Source organism: Alistipes senegalensis JC50, assembly GCF_025145645.1.
GTDB lineage: Bacteria > Bacteroidota > Bacteroidia > Bacteroidales > Rikenellaceae > Alistipes > Alistipes senegalensis.
This window is the reverse complement of the sequence record NZ_CP102252.1, coordinates 3,245,522-3,265,159: the sequence shown is the minus strand read 5'-3', so window position 1 is coordinate 3,265,159 and position 19,638 is coordinate 3,245,522. Positions and strand designations below refer to the sequence as shown.

Genomic DNA, 19,638 nt, shown 5'->3' with positions numbered 1-19,638 from the left:
ACAGGCGGCGCCCCGGCACAGTCGAATGAATTCGCTTCTGCTCCCGGCTCGCACAACTGTCCTTGCGAAAAACCGCAGAACGATGCAGATCACCAAAGCCGAATTCAAATGCTCTTCGGAGCGCATATCGCAGGTCCCGAAAGACGGCCTGAAAGACATCGCCTTCATCGGGCGCAGCAACGTCGGCAAGTCGTCGCTCATCAACATGCTCACCGCCCGCGGAGGGCTGGCCAAGGTGTCGGGAACGCCCGGCAAAACCCGTCTGGTGAACCATTTCCGCATCAACGACGCCTGGTATCTCGTCGATCTGCCCGGCTACGGCTACGCCCGCACGTCGAAGACGCAGCGCGGAGAGTTCTCGAAACTCATCACCGACTACGTTCTCAAGTGCGAGAAGATGCACTTCCTGTTCGTGCTGGCGGACATCCGGCTCGAACCCCAGAAGATCGACCTGCGCTTCATCGAGATGCTGGGCGAGAACGGCATCCCGTTCGCCATCATCTTCACCAAGGCCGACAAACTCTCGAAGACCCAGCAGCAGAAGAGCGTGGAGCGGTTCCGCACGGCGCTCGCCGAACAATGGGAGGAGCTGCCGCCGATGTTCGTCTCCTCGTCGGAGAAAGGCACCGGACGCGAAGAGATCCTCGCCTTCATCGACGAATGCCTGCGTCAGAACTGACCCCCGAAGCCCCGGAAACGGAGGCGAAACGGCCGGCCGCGGGAGCGAAAACCGCCCCGTTCCGGAAATGTTTAACCGATTGTTGAAAAAATGCGCCCGCGCGGAGGCATTTTTTAATCCTATTGTCCTATATTTGCAGCGTCAAAAAAATCCTCGTAACCTATGGCTATCCACAAAATCAAAATCTTCACCGGACGCGGTTCGGAATACCTGGCCACCAAAATCGCCGCGAGCTTCGGCACGACGCTCGGACAGTCGGAGGTCCTGCGTTTCAGCGACGGCGAATTCCAGCCCTGCTACAACGAGTCGATCCGCGGCTGCACGGTCTTCATCATCCAATCGACCTTCCCGCCCTCGGACAACCTCATGGAGCTGTTGATGATGATCGACGCCGCACGCCGCGCGTCGGCCTATCAGGTCGTGGCCGTGGTGCCCTACTTCGGCTGGGCACGCCAGGACCGCAAGGACCGCCCCCGCGTGCCGATCGGCGCCAAGCTGGTGGCCAACATGCTGATGGCCGCAGGTGTGGACCGCGTGATGACGATGGACCTGCACGCCGACCAGATCCAGGGATTTTTCGACGTTCCGGTCGATGCCCTCTACGCCAGCGGCATCTTCGTACCCTACATCAAGAGCCTCAACATCGAGGACCTCTCGATCGCGGCTCCCGACATGGGCGGCGCCAAACGCGCCAACAACTACTCCAAACTGCTGGGGACGCCGATCATCATTTCGCACAAGGAGCGCGCGAAAGCCAACGTCGTGGGCAAGATGACCGCCATCGGCGACGTGGAAGGCCGCAACGTGTTGATCGTCGATGACATGATCGACACCGCCGGCACGATCTGCATGGCCGCCGACATGCTCATGGCCCGCGGGGCGAAGAGCGTCCGCGCCGCCATCACCCACCCGGTGCTTTCGGGCCCGGCCTACGAGCGCATCAACGACAGCGCCCTGCAAGAGGTGATCGTGACGGACACCATTCCGCTCAACCCCGACAAGGACCTGCACAAATTCACCGTCCTGTCGGTCGCCGACCTCTTCGCCGACGTTATCGAACGCGTGCACAACTACAAGGAGATTTCGTCGATCTTCTCCAAATAGGAGAAGAAGCGGCCGACTCACTCCATAAAAATCCCCCGGAACCTTGCGGAAAGGCAGGTTCCGGGGGATTTTCCGTTCACGGGAGAAGGGCTACCCCGCTTTCTCGCCGCTCTTGGAACGGCTGCGGACATACTCCGTGGGCAGGCACCCGACGTGCTTCTTGAAGCTCGTGGCGAAGTACGACGGGGAGTTGAAGCCCACCATCGAACTGATCTCCGAAATCGAATATTTGCGGTCCAGCAGCAGTTTGCAGGCGTAGTTGAAGCGGATCTTGCGGATGAACTTCGTGGCCGACTCGCCCGTGATGGACTTCATCTTCAGATGGAGGTTCGAACGGCTCATGCAGAGCGCCTTGCTGAAATCGTTCGACGAGAACTCCTCGTTGTCCATGTTCTCCTCGACGATGCGGATGGCCTTCTTCAGGAACTCCCCGTCCATGGAGTTGGAGGTGATCTTGTCGGGGTCGATCTCCGCGTCGTCCGAATAGTAGTGGCGCATCCGGTAGCGGGCTTTCAGCAGGTTCTGGACGTTGGCAGCGAGCAGCGAGATCGACAGCGGCATCGGCAGGTAGCTGTCGGCCCCGGCCTCGATGCCCGTGATCTGCTCCTCGACGCTGCCCTCCGCGGCGAGAAGCACCACCGGGATATGGCACGTGCGGATATTCTGCTTCACCGCCTGACAGAGTTTCAGCCCGTCGAGCCCCGGCAGCACCCGGTCGGCGATGATGATGTCGGGTTCCAGCATTTTGAGCCTTTCGAGGGCCTCGTTGCCGTCGGAAAAGGTCTCCACGCCGTAACGGGACTTGAAATGGTCGGCGATATAGCGCGCGACCTCGGCGTTGGCTTCGGCGACGAGGATCGTGCCGCGCTTCTCCTCCGAAGCCTCCTCGTCGGGGGCGAAATCGCCGCTCTCGCCCGACCACTCCTCGGGCAGGAATTTCTCGGCGTCGCGGATGATCGAGGCGCGCACGTCGTGCTCCCCGGCGCGCTTCCCGGCCGGATAGGCCGCTATGTCGTCGGGCAGCGTGATGGTGAACTCCGAGAAGCGCCCCGGCTCGCTCCGCAGCGAGATCGAACCCTCGTGCAGCTCGACGATGCGGCGGACGATCGACAGCCCGATGCCCGACCCGGCGTGGGATTCGTTGACCTGGTAGAAACGTTCGAAAATGCGCTCCTGCTGGTCCTGCGGAATGCCGATGCCGGAGTCGCGGACCGTGAGGCGGAAACACCCCTCGCCGCGTTGCAGGGCGACGCGGACGATGCCGCCGTCGGGCGTGAACTTGAAGGCGTTGGAGAGCAGGTTCGTGAGCATCATTTCGAGGAACATCCTATCGACGGGCAGCGCCTCGCCTTTCAGCTCAGAGCTGAGGATATAGTCCATGTCGCGGTTCTGGGCCACCTCCTCGAACATCGAGAAGACCTCGGCGACGATGGCATCGACATCCTGCACGGCGACCTTCATCTTGAACATCTCCAGCTCGGCCTTGCGGTAGTCCAGCAGCTGGTTGATAATGTGCAGCAGTTTGAGGCTGTTGCGGTAGATGTAGTTCAGGCGCGAGGCGACGTATTTGTCGGCCGTGCCGTGCTCGCGGATCTCCTGCAAGGGCGAGAGTATCAGCGTCAGCGGCGTGCGCAGTTCGTGCGAAAGGTTGATGTAGAAGCGTATCTTCTCCTGACTGAGCTGGCCGATGGACTCCTTTTCCAGCCGCTCCACGCGCAGCTGCATCTTCATCTTGATACGTCCCAGCAGCGCCGCCACGACGCCCCCGACGAATCCCAGCGCGAGCAGCACCCACAGAATCTTCGCCGCAAGGGTCTGCCACCACATCGGCAGCACGCGGATCTCGACCGTCGCGGGCTCGTCGTTCCAGCGTCCGTCGTTGTTCGCCGCGCGGACCTTGAAGAGGTAGTGCCCGGGCTTGAGGTTCGAGTAGTTGGCTTCGAGGTGCGACGTTTCGTACCAGCGGGTGTTGAATCCCTCCAGCTTGTAGGCGAAGGTGTTGCGGCCTCCGGCCAGCGGATTGACTGCCACGAAGCGCACCGTGAAGATGTTGCGCACCGAGGGGAACGCCGCCGCGACGACGCACCCGGCCGAATCGCGTTCGATGCGCACGCGGCGGTCGCCGTCCGAATCGGCCACATCGACGCCCGTGATCTGCGGCGCGGGCGCAAAGGGGTTGTCCACGAGATCGTGGGGCCGGAACCAGGTGATGCCGCCGATGCCGCCGAACCAGAAAACGCCGTCGCGGCTCCGGCAGTAGGAGTAGATGTTGAACTGGTTGTTGGCGATGCCGTCGCACAACGAGTAGCGGCGGAAGGTGTTCTTCTGCGTGTCGAAGCAGGCCAGTCCGTTGTTGGTCGAGATCCACAGCCGCGCCAGCTCGTCTTCGAGGATGCCGTAGACGAAATCGTTGGGGAGCCCGTCGGCCACGGTGAAGCGCGTGAACGAATTGTCCGGGGCGTTGTAGCGGAAAAGCCCCTGCCGGGTGCCTATCCAGATGTTACGGTGCGTATCCTCCGCGACGCACATGACCGGAACATCCTGCCGGAGGGGGGGGGAAATTCCGTTCTTCGCAAGGGTCAGTTCGCAGGCCATGACCTGCTTCACGTCGGGCTGCCAGAGGTACAGCCCCGCCCCGGTGCCGATCCACACGCGGCCCTTCGAGTCGCGGAAGAGCGTCGTGATCTGCAACGACCCCAGTTTGGATTCGTAATCGGTGCAGAGGTGGCGCGAGAAGCGTCCCGCGGCGATGTCGAACGACAGCAGGCCGTTGAGCGTGCCGACCCACAGCGTGCCGTCGCCGCCGTCGAGCAGCGAATAGCAGCTGTTGTTGATCGGGATCGAAGCGTTGACCGGGTAGTGGCGCGTGCGCCGCGTCGCAACGTCCATCGAACTCAGGCCCCCGGCATGGGTGCCGATCCACACGCGCCCGCGGCCGTCGGGAAGCACGCACTTGACGTTGTTCGACAGCAGGGCGCCATTGGCGGTGTTGAACTCCGAGAAACGCCCCGTGCGGCGGTCGTAGAGGTTCACGCCGTCGTCGTTGGTGCCGATCCAGAGGCTCTCCGACGAGGGGTCCTCGACGATACAGCTCACCGTATTGTCGCCCAACGAATTGCGCACCGGATCGTGGCGCAGGATGCCGAAACGCCGGGCCAGCGGGTGATAGTAGCTCACGCCGCCGTAGTAGGTCCCGAGCCAGACGCCCCGCTGGGCGTCGATGAAGATGGAACGGATCGAATTGTGGCTCAGCGACCCCGGGTCGGAGGTATGGACGTGACGTTCGAAGCGTCCGCTCTGCGGGTCGCGGATCGAAAGCCCGTCGAAGGTCCCGATCCAGAGACGCCCTCCGGAGTCGGTTTTCAGCACCCGGATGTAGTCCGAAACCAGCCCGGGATTCGATGCGGCGTCATAGCGTCCGGTGACCTGCAACGCGCCGTCGAGACGGTAGAGGCCGTTGCCGTGGGTGGCGACCCAGTATCCGTCGCCGTCGGCGACGATGCTGGCGATGTCGTAGCGGGCCATCTGCGGCAGGATGCGCACGGCGTTGCCGTATGTCGAGGAATAGGTGTAGACGCCGTTGGAGGTCCCGACGAGGAATCCGTCGCGCGAGGGACAGACGGCGTGTACGCTGATGCCCGCGAGGTAGGTCCGGATTTCGAGCTCGCGGCTCTCGCGGTCGAAGAGCACGATGCCGAGATCGGTGGCGAGAATCAGATCGCCATCGGCCGTGGCGGCGATGTCGGCGACCTGCATGTTGCGCCCTTCGAGGCGGAAATTCTCGAACCGCTGCGCCGCCGCGTCGTAACACGACAGTCCCGACGCCGTGCCGATCCAGAGCAGGCCCCCGTCGGCGTAGAGCGCGTTGACGGAGTTGTCGCCCAGGCTCTGCGGATCGCCCTCCACGCAGCGGAACACCGAGAACGAATAACCGTCGTAGCAGTTCAGCCCGTCCTGCGTGCCCATCCAGATACGCCCCATCCCGTCCTGCGCAATGGCCAGCACGGTGCTCTGCGACAATCCTTCGTTGACCGACAGCGTGCGGAATTCGATGGCCGCGGCGAAGGCCCTGCCGGAAAAAACGGAAAGAAGTGCGAACAGGAGAAGCGTAGGTTTGAGTTTCAGCATATCGTAGAGGCTTGGGAGGCTAAATATACGTTTTTTTTCGGAAAATCCGAACCTCCGGGCCGATTTTCGGTCCCGGAAACGCCGCCGCCGGGCGTGAGAAACGTCCGGCGGCAGGTTCGGATGCGGCGTCAGCGCACCGAAGCCGGCACGACATCGACCAGTTCGCGGGCGGGCTCGCCCCGGCGACGGACAACGGTGCTGCCCGCGGTTTCCGACACCGGAGTGTTGTAGAGCACGGCGTTGCCGCGGCGGTCCGTGACGGAGAGCGACGCGGGTTTCGAGGCGTCGAGCTCCGCCGAGACGCTCCATCCGCCGACCGTCACGCGCCCCTTCGCACCGCCTTTCAGCGTCAGCGGCTTGCGCCCCTCGGGGGTGATGCGGAAGACGGCCAGGAAACGCTGCGCACGGCTTTTCGCCGCGGTCGTGAACTCCGCATGCCAATGATTCACATACTCCTGCACCCGGCCGTCGGGTCCCGTGCGCTTCTTCCAGTTGATCGCCGGGGAGAAGAAGCGGTCCGTCAGGTTCAGCGTCAGTTCTCCCGAGGTGAAGAGCTCCATCCGCCCCTCGGCCGCCCCGTTGGAGGCCGCGACGGCGTTCTCTCCGGCCTGCGCCATGCGGTTGTGGCTGTGCAGCAGCCACGTCCACGCGACGGGTTCGCGGGCCTCCAGCTCGTCGTAAACGACGATCACGTCGGGTTTCAGGAAGAGGAAATGACGGCGGAAGCGCGTGACGCCCGGATCGCCGATGCCGTTTTCGGGCGTGCAGGCCACCTCCGATTTCTCCATGCGGTCGATCCAGAACGGCGTGCGGATCGAGTCGTAGGCGTGCGAGGCGTCGCCCAGCGTGTAGGTCAGCGCCTCGTTGTCGGCGAAGCGCGCCAGCCAGCCGTAGCCGTTCTCGCCGATGACCTGCGCCAGTCCGTCGGCGAGGATCGTATTGTGGCCCCGCGAACGGTAGTGCATCAACGTATGCTTGTCGTTGAAATTCGAATAGTAGCCCGTGCCGCCGAACAGCTGGCGGCCGCCGTAGTTGATCGTGAAGCCGTTGTGCGCGGCGTGGGCGTGTCCCGTCGAGCCGAACGGCAGGGCGAAGAAGGCCGCCATCAGGTCGTCCGACGCATCGGCCGGATCGGTATGCATCAGCGAAAAGCCCGCGTCGGGATAGAAGCGCGAGGTGTTGCGCCCGGGGGCCTGCGGGCTCACGTTGTCGATCGGCTTGTCGGTCAGGATGCGGTAGAGCGTGAAGCCCTTCGAGCGGTAGAGGTTCTTCGGGTCGCTGCCGATCAGTTGGTCGGCATACCACCGCGCCTCGGGACTCCGGAGTTCGCGGGCCAGCGCGTCGGCGAAACCCATGTAGAGCTGCGACGGAGAGGTCATCTTCTCGTAGTCGTCGCCGAAGCCCGTAGCGTAGGAGCCTTTCGGGAAGGAGTAGACGAGGAACGACGGCAGGTTGCGGAACCACGGCAGGTCGAAGAAATCCGTGCCCGTCAGGCGCGAGAGGACGAACGGCACGTAAATGAACGTCACGAGATTGGCCTGCATGTAGCTGCTGCCGTCGTGCCAGCCGCCGTCGTCGCCGCCCAGGATCGGGAAGCGCGCGCACCACACCTCGTAGCAGTAGCGGAACCACTTTTCGGCCTCGGGAAGGTCGCCCAGCGTGGCGATGGCCGAGAAGAAGAAGTTGCGGAAGGTGTGCTGCCAGACGTGGTTGTCCATCGAATGGGTCTCGAAATCCTTGACGTAGTGGCGGTAGAAGTGTTCGCCCCGGACGCGGATGGCTTCGAGCACCGCGGTCCGCTCCTCCGGGGTCATGCGGTCGCAGGCCGTATCGTAGCCCACCGCGAGCCCGTACATGATGGCCGAGCGGTTGAAATCCTCCGATGTGGCGTCGCTGTCAACGGGCAGCGACGCGGCATGCAGGGCGTGGCGCACCGCGGCGTCGCGGAACGGCTCCTCGCCCGTGATCAGGTAGGCCGTCGAGAAGTCCACGACGGGCTGCGTGACCACCTCGCCGAACTTGTGGTACATGAAGTTGACGAGCGATTTTTTCTGAAATGGCGTCATCCCCGTCGTGTCGCGCGGACGTGTCGGGGCGACGGGCACGAGGTCCATATTCAGGTTCCTGCGGGCCTTGCGGACCAACTCCCGGGCTTCGGGATTCCGCTGCGCCCGCGTGCGGAAAGCGTCGGCCCCGTCACGCGGGACATAGAGCCTGTGGTGCGGCATGGCGGCGACCCGGCGCGCCAGTTCGGCACCCGTCGGGGTGGCGAACCGCCGGCACGAAGCATCGACCGTGAAGGCGTTGACCTCCGACCAGCGTTCCGGGGCGCCGGGCTCCGAAACGGACCATTGCCAGTACCAGCGTCCTTCGGCCAGCGGCTCGTGGCAGGCATAAGCCGCCCATTCGAACGGTTCCGAGGGCGTAACTCCGGCGAAGGTGCTGTCCTGCGACAGCCGCACGCGGTAGAGAGAGCGCTTCGAGTCGCCCGCGGCGGGCCAGAGCAGCGCGGGCGGATTCTGCGTCACCGCGACGCCGCCCGACGGCCGGGCCCATTCGCGGTAGCGGGGCCGCAGCGAGCGTTTGTCGAGCCGGATTTCGGCCGGAAGCTGCGCCTCGGCGCCGAGGGCCGCGAAAAGCGCGGCCAGAAGCAGGATTCTTTTCATCGTCCCTGCATTTTATCCAGCACCAGTCCCGCGGCGCCCATGCACCCGGCACGGTTGCCCAGCCGGGCCGCCACGAGTTCGGTGTCTTCGCCGCAGACCGACATCATCTGCCGCCGGACCCCTTCGCGGAGCTTCGCAAGGTAGAAATCCCCGGCTTCGGAGATGCCGCCCCCGACGACCACGCGCTGCGGGGCGAAGAGGTTTATCATCGAGGCGATGCCGTGCGCGAGGTAGTTCCAATGCTCCTCCATAGCCTGCACGGCGGCCGGGTTCCCTTCCTTGTAGAGGCGCACCACCTCCCTGCCGTCGGCTCCGTCAGCCCCGGCGCCGCTCAGTTCGCAGAACCTCCGCACGAGCGCCGAGGTCGAGGCGTAATGCTCCAGGCATCCCCGCCCGCCGCAGGCGCACGCCTCGCCGTCGCATTTGACGGTGATGTGGCCCATCTCCATCCCGCGGTTGCGGTAGCCACGGAAAAGACGGCCGCCGATCAGCACGCCGCAGCCGATGCCGGTCCCGACGGTGACGAACACCACGTCCGAAGCCCCCTTCGCGGCCCCGAACAGCGTTTCGCCCAGCGCCATCATGTTGGCGTCGTTGCCGGCGAGGGTTTTCAGCCCCGCGGCCTGCTCGATACGGTCGGCGAGGGGGACGTTCTCCCACCCCGCGATGTTCTCCGCACCGCCCAGCACCGTGCGGCCGTCGGCCGAGACGACTCCCGGCGTGCCGATGCCGACCCCGGCCAGCGTCAGGCTCCCGCCCGCGGCATATTCCCGGCAGGCTTCGACGCCTTTCAGAATCTGTCCCAGCACCGCTTCGGCGCTCTCCTGCGCCAGGGCAGGGAGCTGACCGTTGAAAAGCACCTCCCCGGAGGAGGCGACCACGGCGTACTTCACCGAAGTGCCGCCGAGGTCTATTCCGATCGCATGGCGTACCATCGTCAGGCCCTTTCCACCCAGATCGGCGAACTCCAGCCCCACTGGCCGTCGCGCTGGCGCACGCGCACGTAATAATAATCGGTATCGCGCTGGGCCTTGTCATCGACCATGCGGTGTCCGACGCAGAAAGCCGCCTCGGGCTGCGCGCGCTCGAACTGCACGGCCTCCGAGAGCCATCCGCGCAGGAAATGCGCACGGGCGCCCTCCAGCAGTTCGGCGATCGTGTGTTCGTAGCGGTGTCCGTTGAACTCGGCGACGAGCTTCGCCGTGCGGGGAGCCGTCACATCGAGGATGACGCCCTGCATGGCGGGGGTCATCACGTTGGGGTTCTTCGACGAATACATGTCGAGCGCCACGTGCCGCCCGTCGCGCTCCACGACACGGTTGACGCGCGTGTGGAACTCCGTCTCGCCGGGCTGCGGCGAGGTGAAGGCCGCGCCGCGGAAGCAGGTCTGCATGTCGTCTATCGTGCCGTCGGTCAGCCGCAGTTCGCCCTGCCAATGCACGTACTCCTCCTCGCGGTTCCAGCCGAAGTTGACCTTGATCTTCGTGCGGATCGTCCCGTCGCCGGGAGCGGCGGCGCGGTGCGGACCGTTCAGCCGCGCGATGCACTGCCCGTTCTTGATGAGGTCCACGTAGTCGATGGCATTCTGCCCCTCGACATTGAGGTATATCTCGCGCCGTCCGGCCCGGATCACGTCGCCCGAGGCGCCGCCGTTGATGCGGAAATCGATCTTGATCTTGTCGCCCGTGACGCCGCAGACGTGGCGTTTGCCCATGTTCTCCCAGATGGCGTCGCGGTCCAGCGCCGGAGCGTAGACGCCGATGCGGCCGTCGCCGTAGCTGCCCGGATAGCCGGCATGCTGGTCGGTGGAGCACATCAGACCGAACTTGTGGCCCTGCTCCAGACCGTACTGGATCGAACCCTCCCAGATGCGCGGACCCATGTCGTGCAGATAGTCGTAGTCGCCCGTGTCGCTCTCGGCGAGCCCGTGGCGCGAGAACATCTCGACGAACGGCGTCTGCCGGTCCTCGCGGAAAGCCGCCCAGTTGTAACCGCGGAATCCGGTGATGTAGCCCATGTGGTGAGGCGTGACATAGCAATCGTAATCCTTGAGTTTCTCCTTGAGGTCGGGAACCGAGGTGCACTCGACCAGCGGGGCGTCGAAGTCGCGGAACAACGCCACGTGGTCGCCGTGCTCCATGCTGTGGCACTCGTAGGAGGGGAAGGTCAGGAACTCCCCGGGACGGTTGGCCGCCTCGACGGCCGCGAGGTATTTGTCGTAGCCTCCGGCGCGCAGACGCTTGAAAGCCTCGGTGTGGTAGCCGATGACCCAGTTCAGCCGCGGGTCGTTCTCGCCCGGGATGTCGGGCCACAGGGCGTGGGGCGTCACCGAAACGAAATCCAGCTGCTGCCGCGCGGCGGCCAGAGCGTCCGCAAGGTCGCCGTGGCCGTAGGTCACGTTGCAGTGGTTGTGCACGTCGCCCCAGAACACCTTCAGGTCCTTGAGCGAGGGAAATCCCTTTTTCAGGTTGCCGGGCAGCGAATCCCTGCCGCCCGATCTGGCGCATCCGGGGAGCGTTCCCGCGGCCGCCAGGCCGAGCAGGGTCCATCCCGAAGCCTTCAGAAAGTCTCTTCTATCCATCGTATGATGCGTTTTAAGTTGTTTTCAGAGTCGGTCCGCGCCGCGGAAAAATTCGTACTCCCGTTCGCAGGGGTCCGTGTCGCCGCACTCCTGCTGGAGCTTTTCCAAACGCGCGTGCATGTCGCTGCGCACCGCGGCGTATTCGGGATCGTTGTAGACGTTGCACATCTCGTGCGGGTCCTTTTTCAGGTCGTACAACTCCCACTCGTCCACGTCGTTGTAGAAATGGATGAGCTTGTAATCGTCGGTCCGGACGCCGTAGTGGCGCTTCACGGAGTGCCACGAAGGGTATTCGTAATAGTGGTAGTAGACGCCCGTGCGCCACGCTTCGGGGGTCTTGCCGCCCGAGGTGAGCACCTCCTTCAGCGAACGGCCCTGCATGTCGGCGGGGACCTCCAGCCCGGCCATGTCCGCGAACGTCGGGGCCAGGTCGATGTTCATGGCCAGCGCCCGGGTGCGGACGCCCGCCGCAACGGCTTTCGGATAGCGCACCAGCAGCGGCGTGCGCTGGCACTCCTCGTACATGAAACGCTTGTCGAACCACCCGTGCTCGCCCAGGAAAAAGCCCTGGTCGGAGGTGTAGACGATGATCGTGTTGTCCAGTTCGCCGATCTCTTCCAGATAATCCAGCAGGCGCCCGACGTTCTCATCGACGCCCTTGATGACGGCGCAGTAGTCCTTCATGTACTGCTGGTATTTCCAGCGCGTCAGCTCCTCCTGCGACACGCGGCCCTTCATGCGTTCGTACTCGGCGATGCGCGGGGCATAGGCCCGGTCCCAGTTGGCCCGCTCTTCGGGGGTCATGCGGTTGTAAGCCGCCTGATACTGCATGACGCTGCTGCGCCAGTCGTTGGCGCGCGACACGTCGTCCTTGTTGGCGTCGCCCGAGGATTCCAATTCGTAGGACTGCGCCAGCTGCTCGGGGGTCATCAGCTTGAGGTCCCACTCGGGCCACATGTCGCGGCCGATCTCCATCGCCTGCCCGCGGGCGGCGCTGCCGCGCCCCGAATAGTCGTCCAGCAGGTTGAAAGGCTCGGGGAAGACCCTATCGTCGTTGATGCCCAGATGACGCTGCGCGGGCATCCAGTTGCGGTGCGGTGCCTTGTGGTAGTAGAGCATGGCGAAGGGCCGCGACTTGTCGCGCCGTTCGAGGAATCCGATGGCCTTGTCGGTGATGATGTCCGTCACGTAGCCCGGTTCGGTCCGCTCCTCGCCGTTTTCGACGAACAGCGGCGAATAATACTCGCCCTGCCCCACGAGGATGCTCCAGAAATCGAATCCCTGCGGGTCGGAATTGAGGTGCCACTTGCCGATCATCGCCGTCTGGTAGCCGGCGTCGTGCAGGAGTTTCGGGAAGGTCTGCTGGTCGCCGTCGAAGGTGCGCGAATTGTCCGTGAATCCGTTCACGTGGCTGTACTTGCCCGTGAGGATGCAGGCCCGCGAGGGTCCCGAGATGGCGTTGGAGACGTAGCAGTTCTCGAAGAGCATGCCTTCGCGCGCGAGGCGGTCGAGGTTGGGGGTTTCGACCAGCAGACTGCCGTAACAGCTCATGGCCTGCGTGGTGTGGTCGTCGGTCATCATGACGATGATGTTGGGGCGTCTGGTGCGCCCCTCGCTGCACCCCGCGAGGGCTGCCAGCGTCAGCGGCACGGCGGCGTAACGCACACCGCACCGCACGGAATCGAGGTTTTTCATATATCGGGTCGGTTTTCGGTTTCAGTTCCGGGGTTCGGCCCAGGGCCGCAGGTTGCGCACGAGCTTCGGATCGCCGATGCGCACGCCCCAGTCGTACATCGCCCGGCGCAGACGGTTCAGCTCGGCTTCGTAACGGCGATCGACGGCCAGGTTGAGCATCTCGCCGGGATCGTCCTGCAAATCGTACAGCGCCTCGCGGTTGCGGCCCCACTGGTAGAGGACGTATTTGTAGCGCGGGCCGACGACGCACCAGCCGCGCATGCCGGGGCCGGGGAGGAGCGTCTCGACGAAAACTTCGTCGTGAAGCGTCGTCTGACGGCCTTCGGCCACGGGGCGCAGGCTCCGTCCGCGGTAGCGTCCGGGATCGGGCGCGACGCCCGCATAGTCGCAGACCGTGGCGTAAAGGTCCAGTCCGACGTTCGACAGTGCCTCGTCGTTGCGCACGCCCCGCAGGCCGGCGCCTTCGGGGGCCTTGACGATCAGCGGCACGTTGACGACCTCCTCCTGCAAGTTCCATTTCTGGTTCCAGCCGTGGGCGGCGACGCCGTCGCCGTGGTCCGAGAGGAAGATGATCGCCGAGTCGTCGTAGAGCCCGCGGGCTTTCAGCACCCCGACGATGCGCCCCACCTCACGATCGACGCGCTCCACGAGGCGGTAATAGGCGTAAAGATAGCGCCGCCAGTCGTCCTGCGTGTAGGTGTAGGTGTCATGGTAGCGGGGCGAGGAGGCGTGTTCGAGCGTCAGCGCTTCGGCCGCATAGGTCGAGGGCATGAAATTGGCCGGGAGATTGGGGCACTCGTCGGTGGAGAAGGGCGCCAGCTCGCCGTATTGCAGCGTTTCGTTGCGTCCGTATTCGCAGATTTCGTGGGGATTGAGCAGCGAAGCGACCAGAAAGAGCGGCTTCGAGCCGTCGTACTCCCTCAGCGCCGCGTCGCAGGCGTCGGCCAGCGCCGCGTCGTCCATCTTCGAGATGCGGCGGAATCCCGTGCCCGAATCGGGGAGGTTGACCTCGGGGACATGCCATTTCCCGGCGTAGAGGCACTCGTAACCCGCTTCGGCGAGACGGTGGCCGATGCCGGCCCGCATGTCGGCGTCGTTGGGACGGATCGCGTTGTCGAAGGCCCCGACCTCGAAGGGCATGCGGCCCGTGACGAGCGAAGCGCGGCAAGGACCGCTCAGCGGAAAGGGGCAGTAGGCGCGCGTGAAGCGCACGCCGTCGGCGGCCAGCGCGTCCATAGCCGGAGTCCGGACCCACGGATTGCCGGCGCACGACATGGCGGCGGCGGTCTGCTGGTCGGTCATGATGACTATGATGCCGGGACGCTTCCCGGAGGCGGATTCGGGTTTCGAAGCGGCGGCGGCATCGGCGGCCACGGTCAGGGCGGCGAGCGATGCGGCCAGCGGAGCGTGGTTGAGAGAGGTCATAGGCGTAGTTTTTCGGTCATACAAAATTACCACAAACCGACAGCGCAAGCCCCGGAGATTGTCCCCAAAAACGCGAAACGTGTGCAAAAGGCTTTCGATTTTGTAGAATCGGACCTTAAATTTGTCCTAAAACCGCGCCGCAGGCCCCTTCGGGCGCCGTCATTCGACAAATCCGGCATCGGACTGCACAAAACTGAAACCCCTTTGCAGAAATTCGGGAAAGGATTGGTCATTATTGATAAAAGGAAACAGCGCTTTGTCGTACCTTTGCCGTACCATGAAACCTGTAAAACTGCTTATCGCCCTCCTGCTGGCCCTCCTGCCCTCGCTGATGCGGGTGCAGGCCGACACCACGGTCTTCGCGCTGCTGGACCTCACGCGCCCCGGGCTGGAACGCGTCGCCGAACTGCACGCCGCGGGCGACGACAAGGCCGCCGCCGAAGCCCTGCTGGACTACTACCGCCGCCGCACGGGCGTCGTCTGCCCCGATGCGGACCCCGCCGGCATCACGATCACCCCCGAAGAACAACGCTGGGCCGACGAGGCGATGGAGCACCGTTTCTTCGTCCACAAGGGCTACCAGCCCTCCTTTTTCTACGGCGACGACATCGACTGGGAGTACTGGCCCGTGAAGGACAACGAACTGCGCTGGCAGCTGCACCGCATGAAATGGTGGGTGCCGATGGGCAAAGCCTACCGCCTCTCGGGCAACGAACGCTACGCCGCGGAGTGGTGCGCCGAATACCTCGACTGGATGCGCAAGAACCCCCTCACGGCGTATGACGAACGCAAGGCCGGAAACTGGACGCAGGCCGAGAACGTCTATTTCGCCTGGCGGCCCCTCGAGGTGAGCGACCGGCTGGAGTTCCAGATCCACCAGTTCCTCTATTTTCTGCCCGCCGAGGCGTTCGACGCCGATTTCCTCCTGCATTTTCTCGAAAACTACCACCGCCATGCGGAGCATATCACGCGCCACTTCTCGGCCAAGGGCAACCACCTGCTGTTCGAGGCCCAGCGGCTCGTCTTCGCGGGGGTGTTCTTCCCCGAGTTCCGCGACGCGGACCGCTGGCGCGAGACGGGCGTCGGGATACTCAACCGCGAGATCGGCGAACAGGTCTACGACGACGGCATGCAGTACGAACTGGACCTCCACTACCACCACGAGTCGATCGGCATCTTCTTCAAGGCGCTGCAAATGATGGACGCCAACGGCTACCGGGGCGATTTCCCGGCGGAGTATCTGGCCACGGTCGAGCGGATGATCGACGCCTATATCGACTGCTCGTTCCCGGACTACACCACGCCGCTGTTCAGCGACAACCGGTTCCGGGAGAGAGAGGAGCTGATGCCCTGTTACCGCGCGTGGGCCGAGGTTTTCCCCGACAACGCCGCGATCCGCTGGATGGCGACCGAGGGCCGCGAGGGAGCCGCCCCGGAGCATCTGTCGCGGGCACTGCGCACCTCGGGATTCTACGTCCTGCGCAACGGCTGGGAGGCGGACGCCACGGCGATGGTTCTCAAAGCCGGGCCGCAGGGATTCTGGCACTGCCAACCCGACAACGGCACGTTCGAACTCTGGCACCGGGGCCGCAACTTCTTCCCCGACTCGGGAAGCTACGTCTACGCGGGCGACAAGGAGGTGACCGACCAGCGCAACTGGTTCCGCCGGACGCAGGTTCACAACACCCTGACGCTCGAGGGCCGGAACCTCGAACGCACCGACTCGAAATGCCTGCGCTGGGAGACGGACGGCGCGACGGACATCGTGACGGTCGAGAACCCCTCCTACGAGGGCCTCACCCACCGCCGCACGGTGTGGTTCATCGACCGGCGCTTCTTCGTCATCGCCGACGAAGCCTTCGGAACGGCCGAGGGCGAAGTGGCCCTGCACTACAACCTCGTGGAGTGCGATCCGGCGGAGGATTTCGCCGCGTGTTCCGCAGCGACCCGCTTCGGCGACGGCAACGACCTGCTGCTGAAGGTCTTCGGCGCGGAGCGGATGGAGCGCCGCGAAGGATGGGTGTCGCGCACCTACCGCCAGCGTTCGGAGCGTCCGGCCTACGCCTTCACGGTGCGGAAGCGCACCGGAGAGCCCGTGCGGCTGGTGACGGTGCTGCTCCCGGCCGCGGACGCCGCGGCGCAGCGCGTCGAAGCCGCCTGGCGCGGGGACCGGCTGCAAGTCAAAATCGACGGAAAGAGATACAACCTAAAATAACTGCCATGAAACGAATCCTGATGACCCTCTGCGCCGCGCTGGCGCTCGGCGCGGCATCGGCCGCCGAAACGACCCCGGCCCTCGGCGACGAAAAGTCGCTCTACGACCTGCTGGACCTCGACCGTCCGGGCATGGAGGCGGTGAAGAAAGCCGTCGCAAAAGGCAACGTCGCCGCCGCGGACAAGGAGCTGCTGAAATATTTCCGCACGCGCAAACCCGTCGAACTCTTCGGCCTCGACCTCGAAAACGTCAAGGTCAGCAAGCTGGAGCAGAAGCAGGCCGACGAGGCGCTGGAACACAAATTCTACGCCCACAAGGGCTATCAGCCCTCCTATTTCTACGGCGACGACATCGACTGGCGCTACTGGCCCGTGAAGGACAACGAGCTGCGCTGGCAGCTGCACCGCCACTACTGGTTCATCCCGCTGGCCAAATGCTACTACGTCACCCAGGATGCCCGATACATCGACGCATGGATGGAGCAGTACGCCGACTGGGTGAAGAAAAACCCGCTGGACGGCGTCGAACGGCTGAAAGCCGCAGGGGCATCGGAGGCCGAGATCGCCGCCGAAAAGGAGAACATCCGCTTCGCATGGCGTCCGATGGAGGCCGGACGCCGTTTGCAGGACCTGCTGACGGAATTCGCGCTGACGATCCGTTCGCCGCGCTTCACGCCCCAGTTCCTCAACCTCTTCCTGCGCACCTACCGCCAGCACGCCGACCACATCCTGCACAACTACTCCAAGCAGGGCAACCACCTGCTGTTCGAGGCCCAGCGGATGCTGTTTGCGGGCATCTACTTCCCGGAGTTCCGCGAAGCCGCGGAGTGGCGCCGCAGCGGCATCGAGATCCTCAACCGCGAGATCGGCGTGCAGGTCTACCCCGACGGCATGCAGTTCGAGCTGGATTTCGGCTACCACATCGCCGCCATCGACATCTTCCTCAAAGTCCTCGGCATGGCCTCGGCCAACGGATACGAGAGCGAATTTCCGGCAAGCTACGTCGAGACCGTCGGGAAGATGACCGTCGTGACGTGGAACCTGCTCTTCCCCGACTACTCCAACCCGATGTTCGGCGACACCAAGAGCCACGACAAGAGCTCCCTCCAGCGGCAGTTCCGCAGCTGGAGCAAGGTCTTCCCCGACGACAAACAGCTGCAATGGTTCGCCACGGAGGGCCGCAAGGGCGCACTCCCCGACTACACCTCGCAGCAGTTCCCGGCATCGGGATTCTACGTCCTGCGCACGGGATGGGACAAGGATGCCGCAGTCACGGTCGTGAAAGCAGGTCCCCCGGCGTTCTGGCACAACCAGCCCGACAACGGCACGTTCGACTACTGGCGCCGGGGCCGCAACTTCTTCCCCGACTCGGGCAGCTACGTCTACGGCGGCGACAGCGCCGTGCTGGCCCAGCGCAACTGGTTCCGCCAGACCCGCGTGCACAACACCGTGACGCTCGACGACCGCGACCTCGAAAAGACCGATTCGAAACTCCTGCTGTGGAAGGCGACGCCCGAGCTGACGACGCTGGTAACCGAGAACCCCTCCTACGAGGGTCTCACCCACCGCCGGGCGATGTTCTTCACCGCAGAGGGGCTGCTGGTGATCACCGACCAGGTGTCGGGCACGGCCGCCGGAAAGGTCGGAGTGCATTTCAACCTCTGTCCGGGCCGGATCGAATACGCCAGGGACGGCACCGTGCGCACGCTCTTCGCCGACAGCAACAACATCCGCATCAAGACCTCGGCGACCGTTCCCGTGCAGATCCGCGAGGAGGAGGGATGGGTTTCGACCGCCTACCGCAAGAAGGAGGAGCGTCCGGCCTACGCCGTCGAGGCGCAGAAGGACGCCGGCGGGGAGATGCTCTTCGTCACCGTCATCGCCCCGGACGAAGCGCCGTTCCAAGGCTCGATCGCCATCGTTCCGGAAAAGGCCCCCGTGGGCGACACGCTCCGCTTCGCGGTGCGCGTGGGCGCCAAAACCTACGAACTGGGATATGAACTCCGCTAAGATGAACCGACTGTATGCAATCGTGCTGCTGCTGGCCGCCATGCCGGCGACGGCTCAGGAAAAAGGCTACGAACCGCTGCCCGAACGGGTGAACATCCAGGCCGATTCGGCGCGGATGAGTCAGGTGATCGACGGCGAGTGGGTCGCCGTGGGCATCCGCAAACCCGAAGCCCTCGGCCGCGACCATACCCGCATGTACGCGGGCAAACCCTCCTACCGCTTCACGCTCGGACGCGACGACAACACGCTCGAAGGCTATGCCCCGGGCGAGACCAAAGGGCGTTCGGAACTCTCCTGGTGCTACGCCACGGCGGCCGACTTCGCGGCGCTCCCGGACAAGGCCTACACCGATGCCCAGCGGATGAAGACCGTCTACCACCACGGCAAGGGCATCTGTCCGCAGGGCACGTCGTGGAGCTACACCTTTTCGATCTGGATTCCCTCGGAGCTGAGTCCCGAAGTATCGACGATCTTCGCCCAATGGCACGGCATGCCCGACCGGACGCTGGTGACGGCTCCCGACGGGCGCGTGATGAAGCTCCCGGCAGAGGAGTTCCTCGCCATGCAGGACACCGTCGTCATCAGGAAGGACACGGTTTACGAACGGGTGGAAAGCGCCGACAAGAAGGGCCGCAAAGTCTGGAAAGCGGGCAAACCGACGGGCTGGAAGGTCGAACAGGGCGGCTATCCCCCGCTGGCGTTCGGATTCTCGGGAGGGTATTTCTACATCAAGGCCAACTCCGACCGCCGCTGGTTCACCGACAAGACCGACCGCTGCAACGCCAATGCGGCCAAAGCCCGGGTGATGGAGCCCGTCACCTCGGAGTTCAAAGCCTCGACGATAGCCGCGCGGATGCCTTTCGAAGAGTTCCCGAAGGAGCGCTGGGTGACCTTCACCGTGGAGATCGACTGGACGCAGTACGGCGGCGAGGCCGAGACGATCGTGCGTCCGGGACGCCTCGACGTACGGATGACCTGCGACGGCCGGACCGATCATCTGGTAGATAACGAGCGTATACTCATAGGCCGCAACGACGAGGACGGCTACTACTTCAAATTCGGCATCTACCGCGTGGGCGACAGCACGGAGCCCGTGAGCTACAACCTCGCCGGATACTCCCAGCGGCAGCGCTGAT

Annotated in this window: 11 protein-coding genes; 5 read left to right on the top strand and 6 right to left on the bottom strand. The window is 64.3% G+C overall.

The window, feature by feature from the left end; genetic code table 11:
* Positions 1 to 82: 82 nt before the first annotated feature.
* Both yihA and NQ519_RS13015 read left to right on the top strand, forming a co-directional pair.
* Positions 83 to 679 (top strand): ribosome biogenesis GTP-binding protein YihA/YsxC, encoded by a 597-nt coding sequence (gene yihA / locus NQ519_RS13020; RefSeq protein ID WP_019150721.1) that lies wholly within the window; start codon positions 83 to 85, stop codon positions 677 to 679.
* Positions 680 to 841: 162 nt separating this feature from the next.
* A complete protein-coding gene (locus NQ519_RS13015; RefSeq protein ID WP_019150722.1) occupies positions 842 to 1,783 on the top strand; it encodes a ribose-phosphate diphosphokinase in 942 nt (313 codons plus the stop codon).
* A 90-nt stretch (positions 1,784 to 1,873) separates the two neighbouring features.
* Here the strand turns inward: NQ519_RS13015 and NQ519_RS13010 are convergent, their stop codons facing one another.
* The 6 genes from NQ519_RS13010 to NQ519_RS12985 form a co-directional block, all read right to left on the bottom strand.
* The gene (locus NQ519_RS13010) at positions 1,874 to 5,911 is read right to left on the bottom strand and encodes a hybrid sensor histidine kinase/response regulator transcription factor (RefSeq protein WP_019150723.1); all 4,038 of its coding nucleotides are present in this window, start codon (positions 5,909 to 5,911) and stop codon (positions 1,874 to 1,876) included.
* A gap of 128 nt (positions 5,912 to 6,039) precedes the next feature.
* Positions 6,040 to 8,577 (bottom strand): DUF4962 domain-containing protein, encoded by a 2,538-nt coding sequence (locus NQ519_RS13005; protein ID WP_019150724.1) that lies wholly within the window; start codon positions 8,575 to 8,577, stop codon positions 6,040 to 6,042.
* Positions 8,574 to 9,512: an ROK family protein gene (locus NQ519_RS13000; RefSeq protein ID WP_026076517.1), complete on the bottom strand. Its 939-nt coding sequence runs from the start codon at positions 9,510 to 9,512 to the stop codon at positions 8,574 to 8,576. Before NQ519_RS13000 ends, NQ519_RS13005 begins: the two co-directional genes overlap by 4 nt.
* A gap of 2 nt (positions 9,513 to 9,514) precedes the next feature.
* Complete coding sequence (locus NQ519_RS12995) at positions 9,515 to 11,158, bottom strand: hypothetical protein (RefSeq protein ID WP_019150726.1); 1,644 nt, start codon at positions 11,156 to 11,158, stop codon at positions 9,515 to 9,517.
* A 24-nt stretch (positions 11,159 to 11,182) separates the two neighbouring features.
* Positions 11,183 to 12,853 carry a sulfatase family protein gene (locus tag NQ519_RS12990; RefSeq protein ID WP_019150727.1) on the bottom strand — a complete coding sequence of 557 codons (1,671 nt, stop codon included), beginning with the start codon at positions 12,851 to 12,853 and terminating at the stop codon, positions 11,183 to 11,185.
* 21 nt (positions 12,854 to 12,874) lie between these two features.
* Entirely contained in the window at positions 12,875 to 14,278 is a 1,404-nt protein-coding gene (locus NQ519_RS12985; protein ID WP_019150728.1) for a sulfatase family protein, read from the bottom strand.
* A 277-nt stretch (positions 14,279 to 14,555) separates the two neighbouring features.
* Between NQ519_RS12985 and hepC the strand changes: the two genes are divergently transcribed.
* Genes hepC through NQ519_RS12970 form a run of 3 tightly spaced genes read left to right on the top strand, consistent with a single transcriptional unit; the run spans position 14,556 to position 19,637 of the window.
* Positions 14,556 to 16,493 (top strand): heparin-sulfate lyase HepC, encoded by a 1,938-nt coding sequence (gene hepC, locus NQ519_RS12980; RefSeq protein ID WP_019150730.1) that lies wholly within the window; start codon positions 14,556 to 14,558, stop codon positions 16,491 to 16,493.
* 5 nt (positions 16,494 to 16,498) lie between these two features.
* Positions 16,499 to 18,502, top strand: a complete 2,004-nt coding sequence (locus tag NQ519_RS12975; RefSeq protein ID WP_019150731.1) for a heparinase II/III family protein — start codon at positions 16,499 to 16,501, stop codon at positions 18,500 to 18,502.
* Between the two features lies 1 nt (position 18,503).
* Positions 18,504 to 19,637, top strand: coding sequence for a heparin lyase I family protein (locus NQ519_RS12970; RefSeq protein WP_019150732.1), 1,134 nt, complete (start codon positions 18,504 to 18,506; stop codon positions 19,635 to 19,637).
* Position 19,638 lies beyond the last annotated feature (1 nt).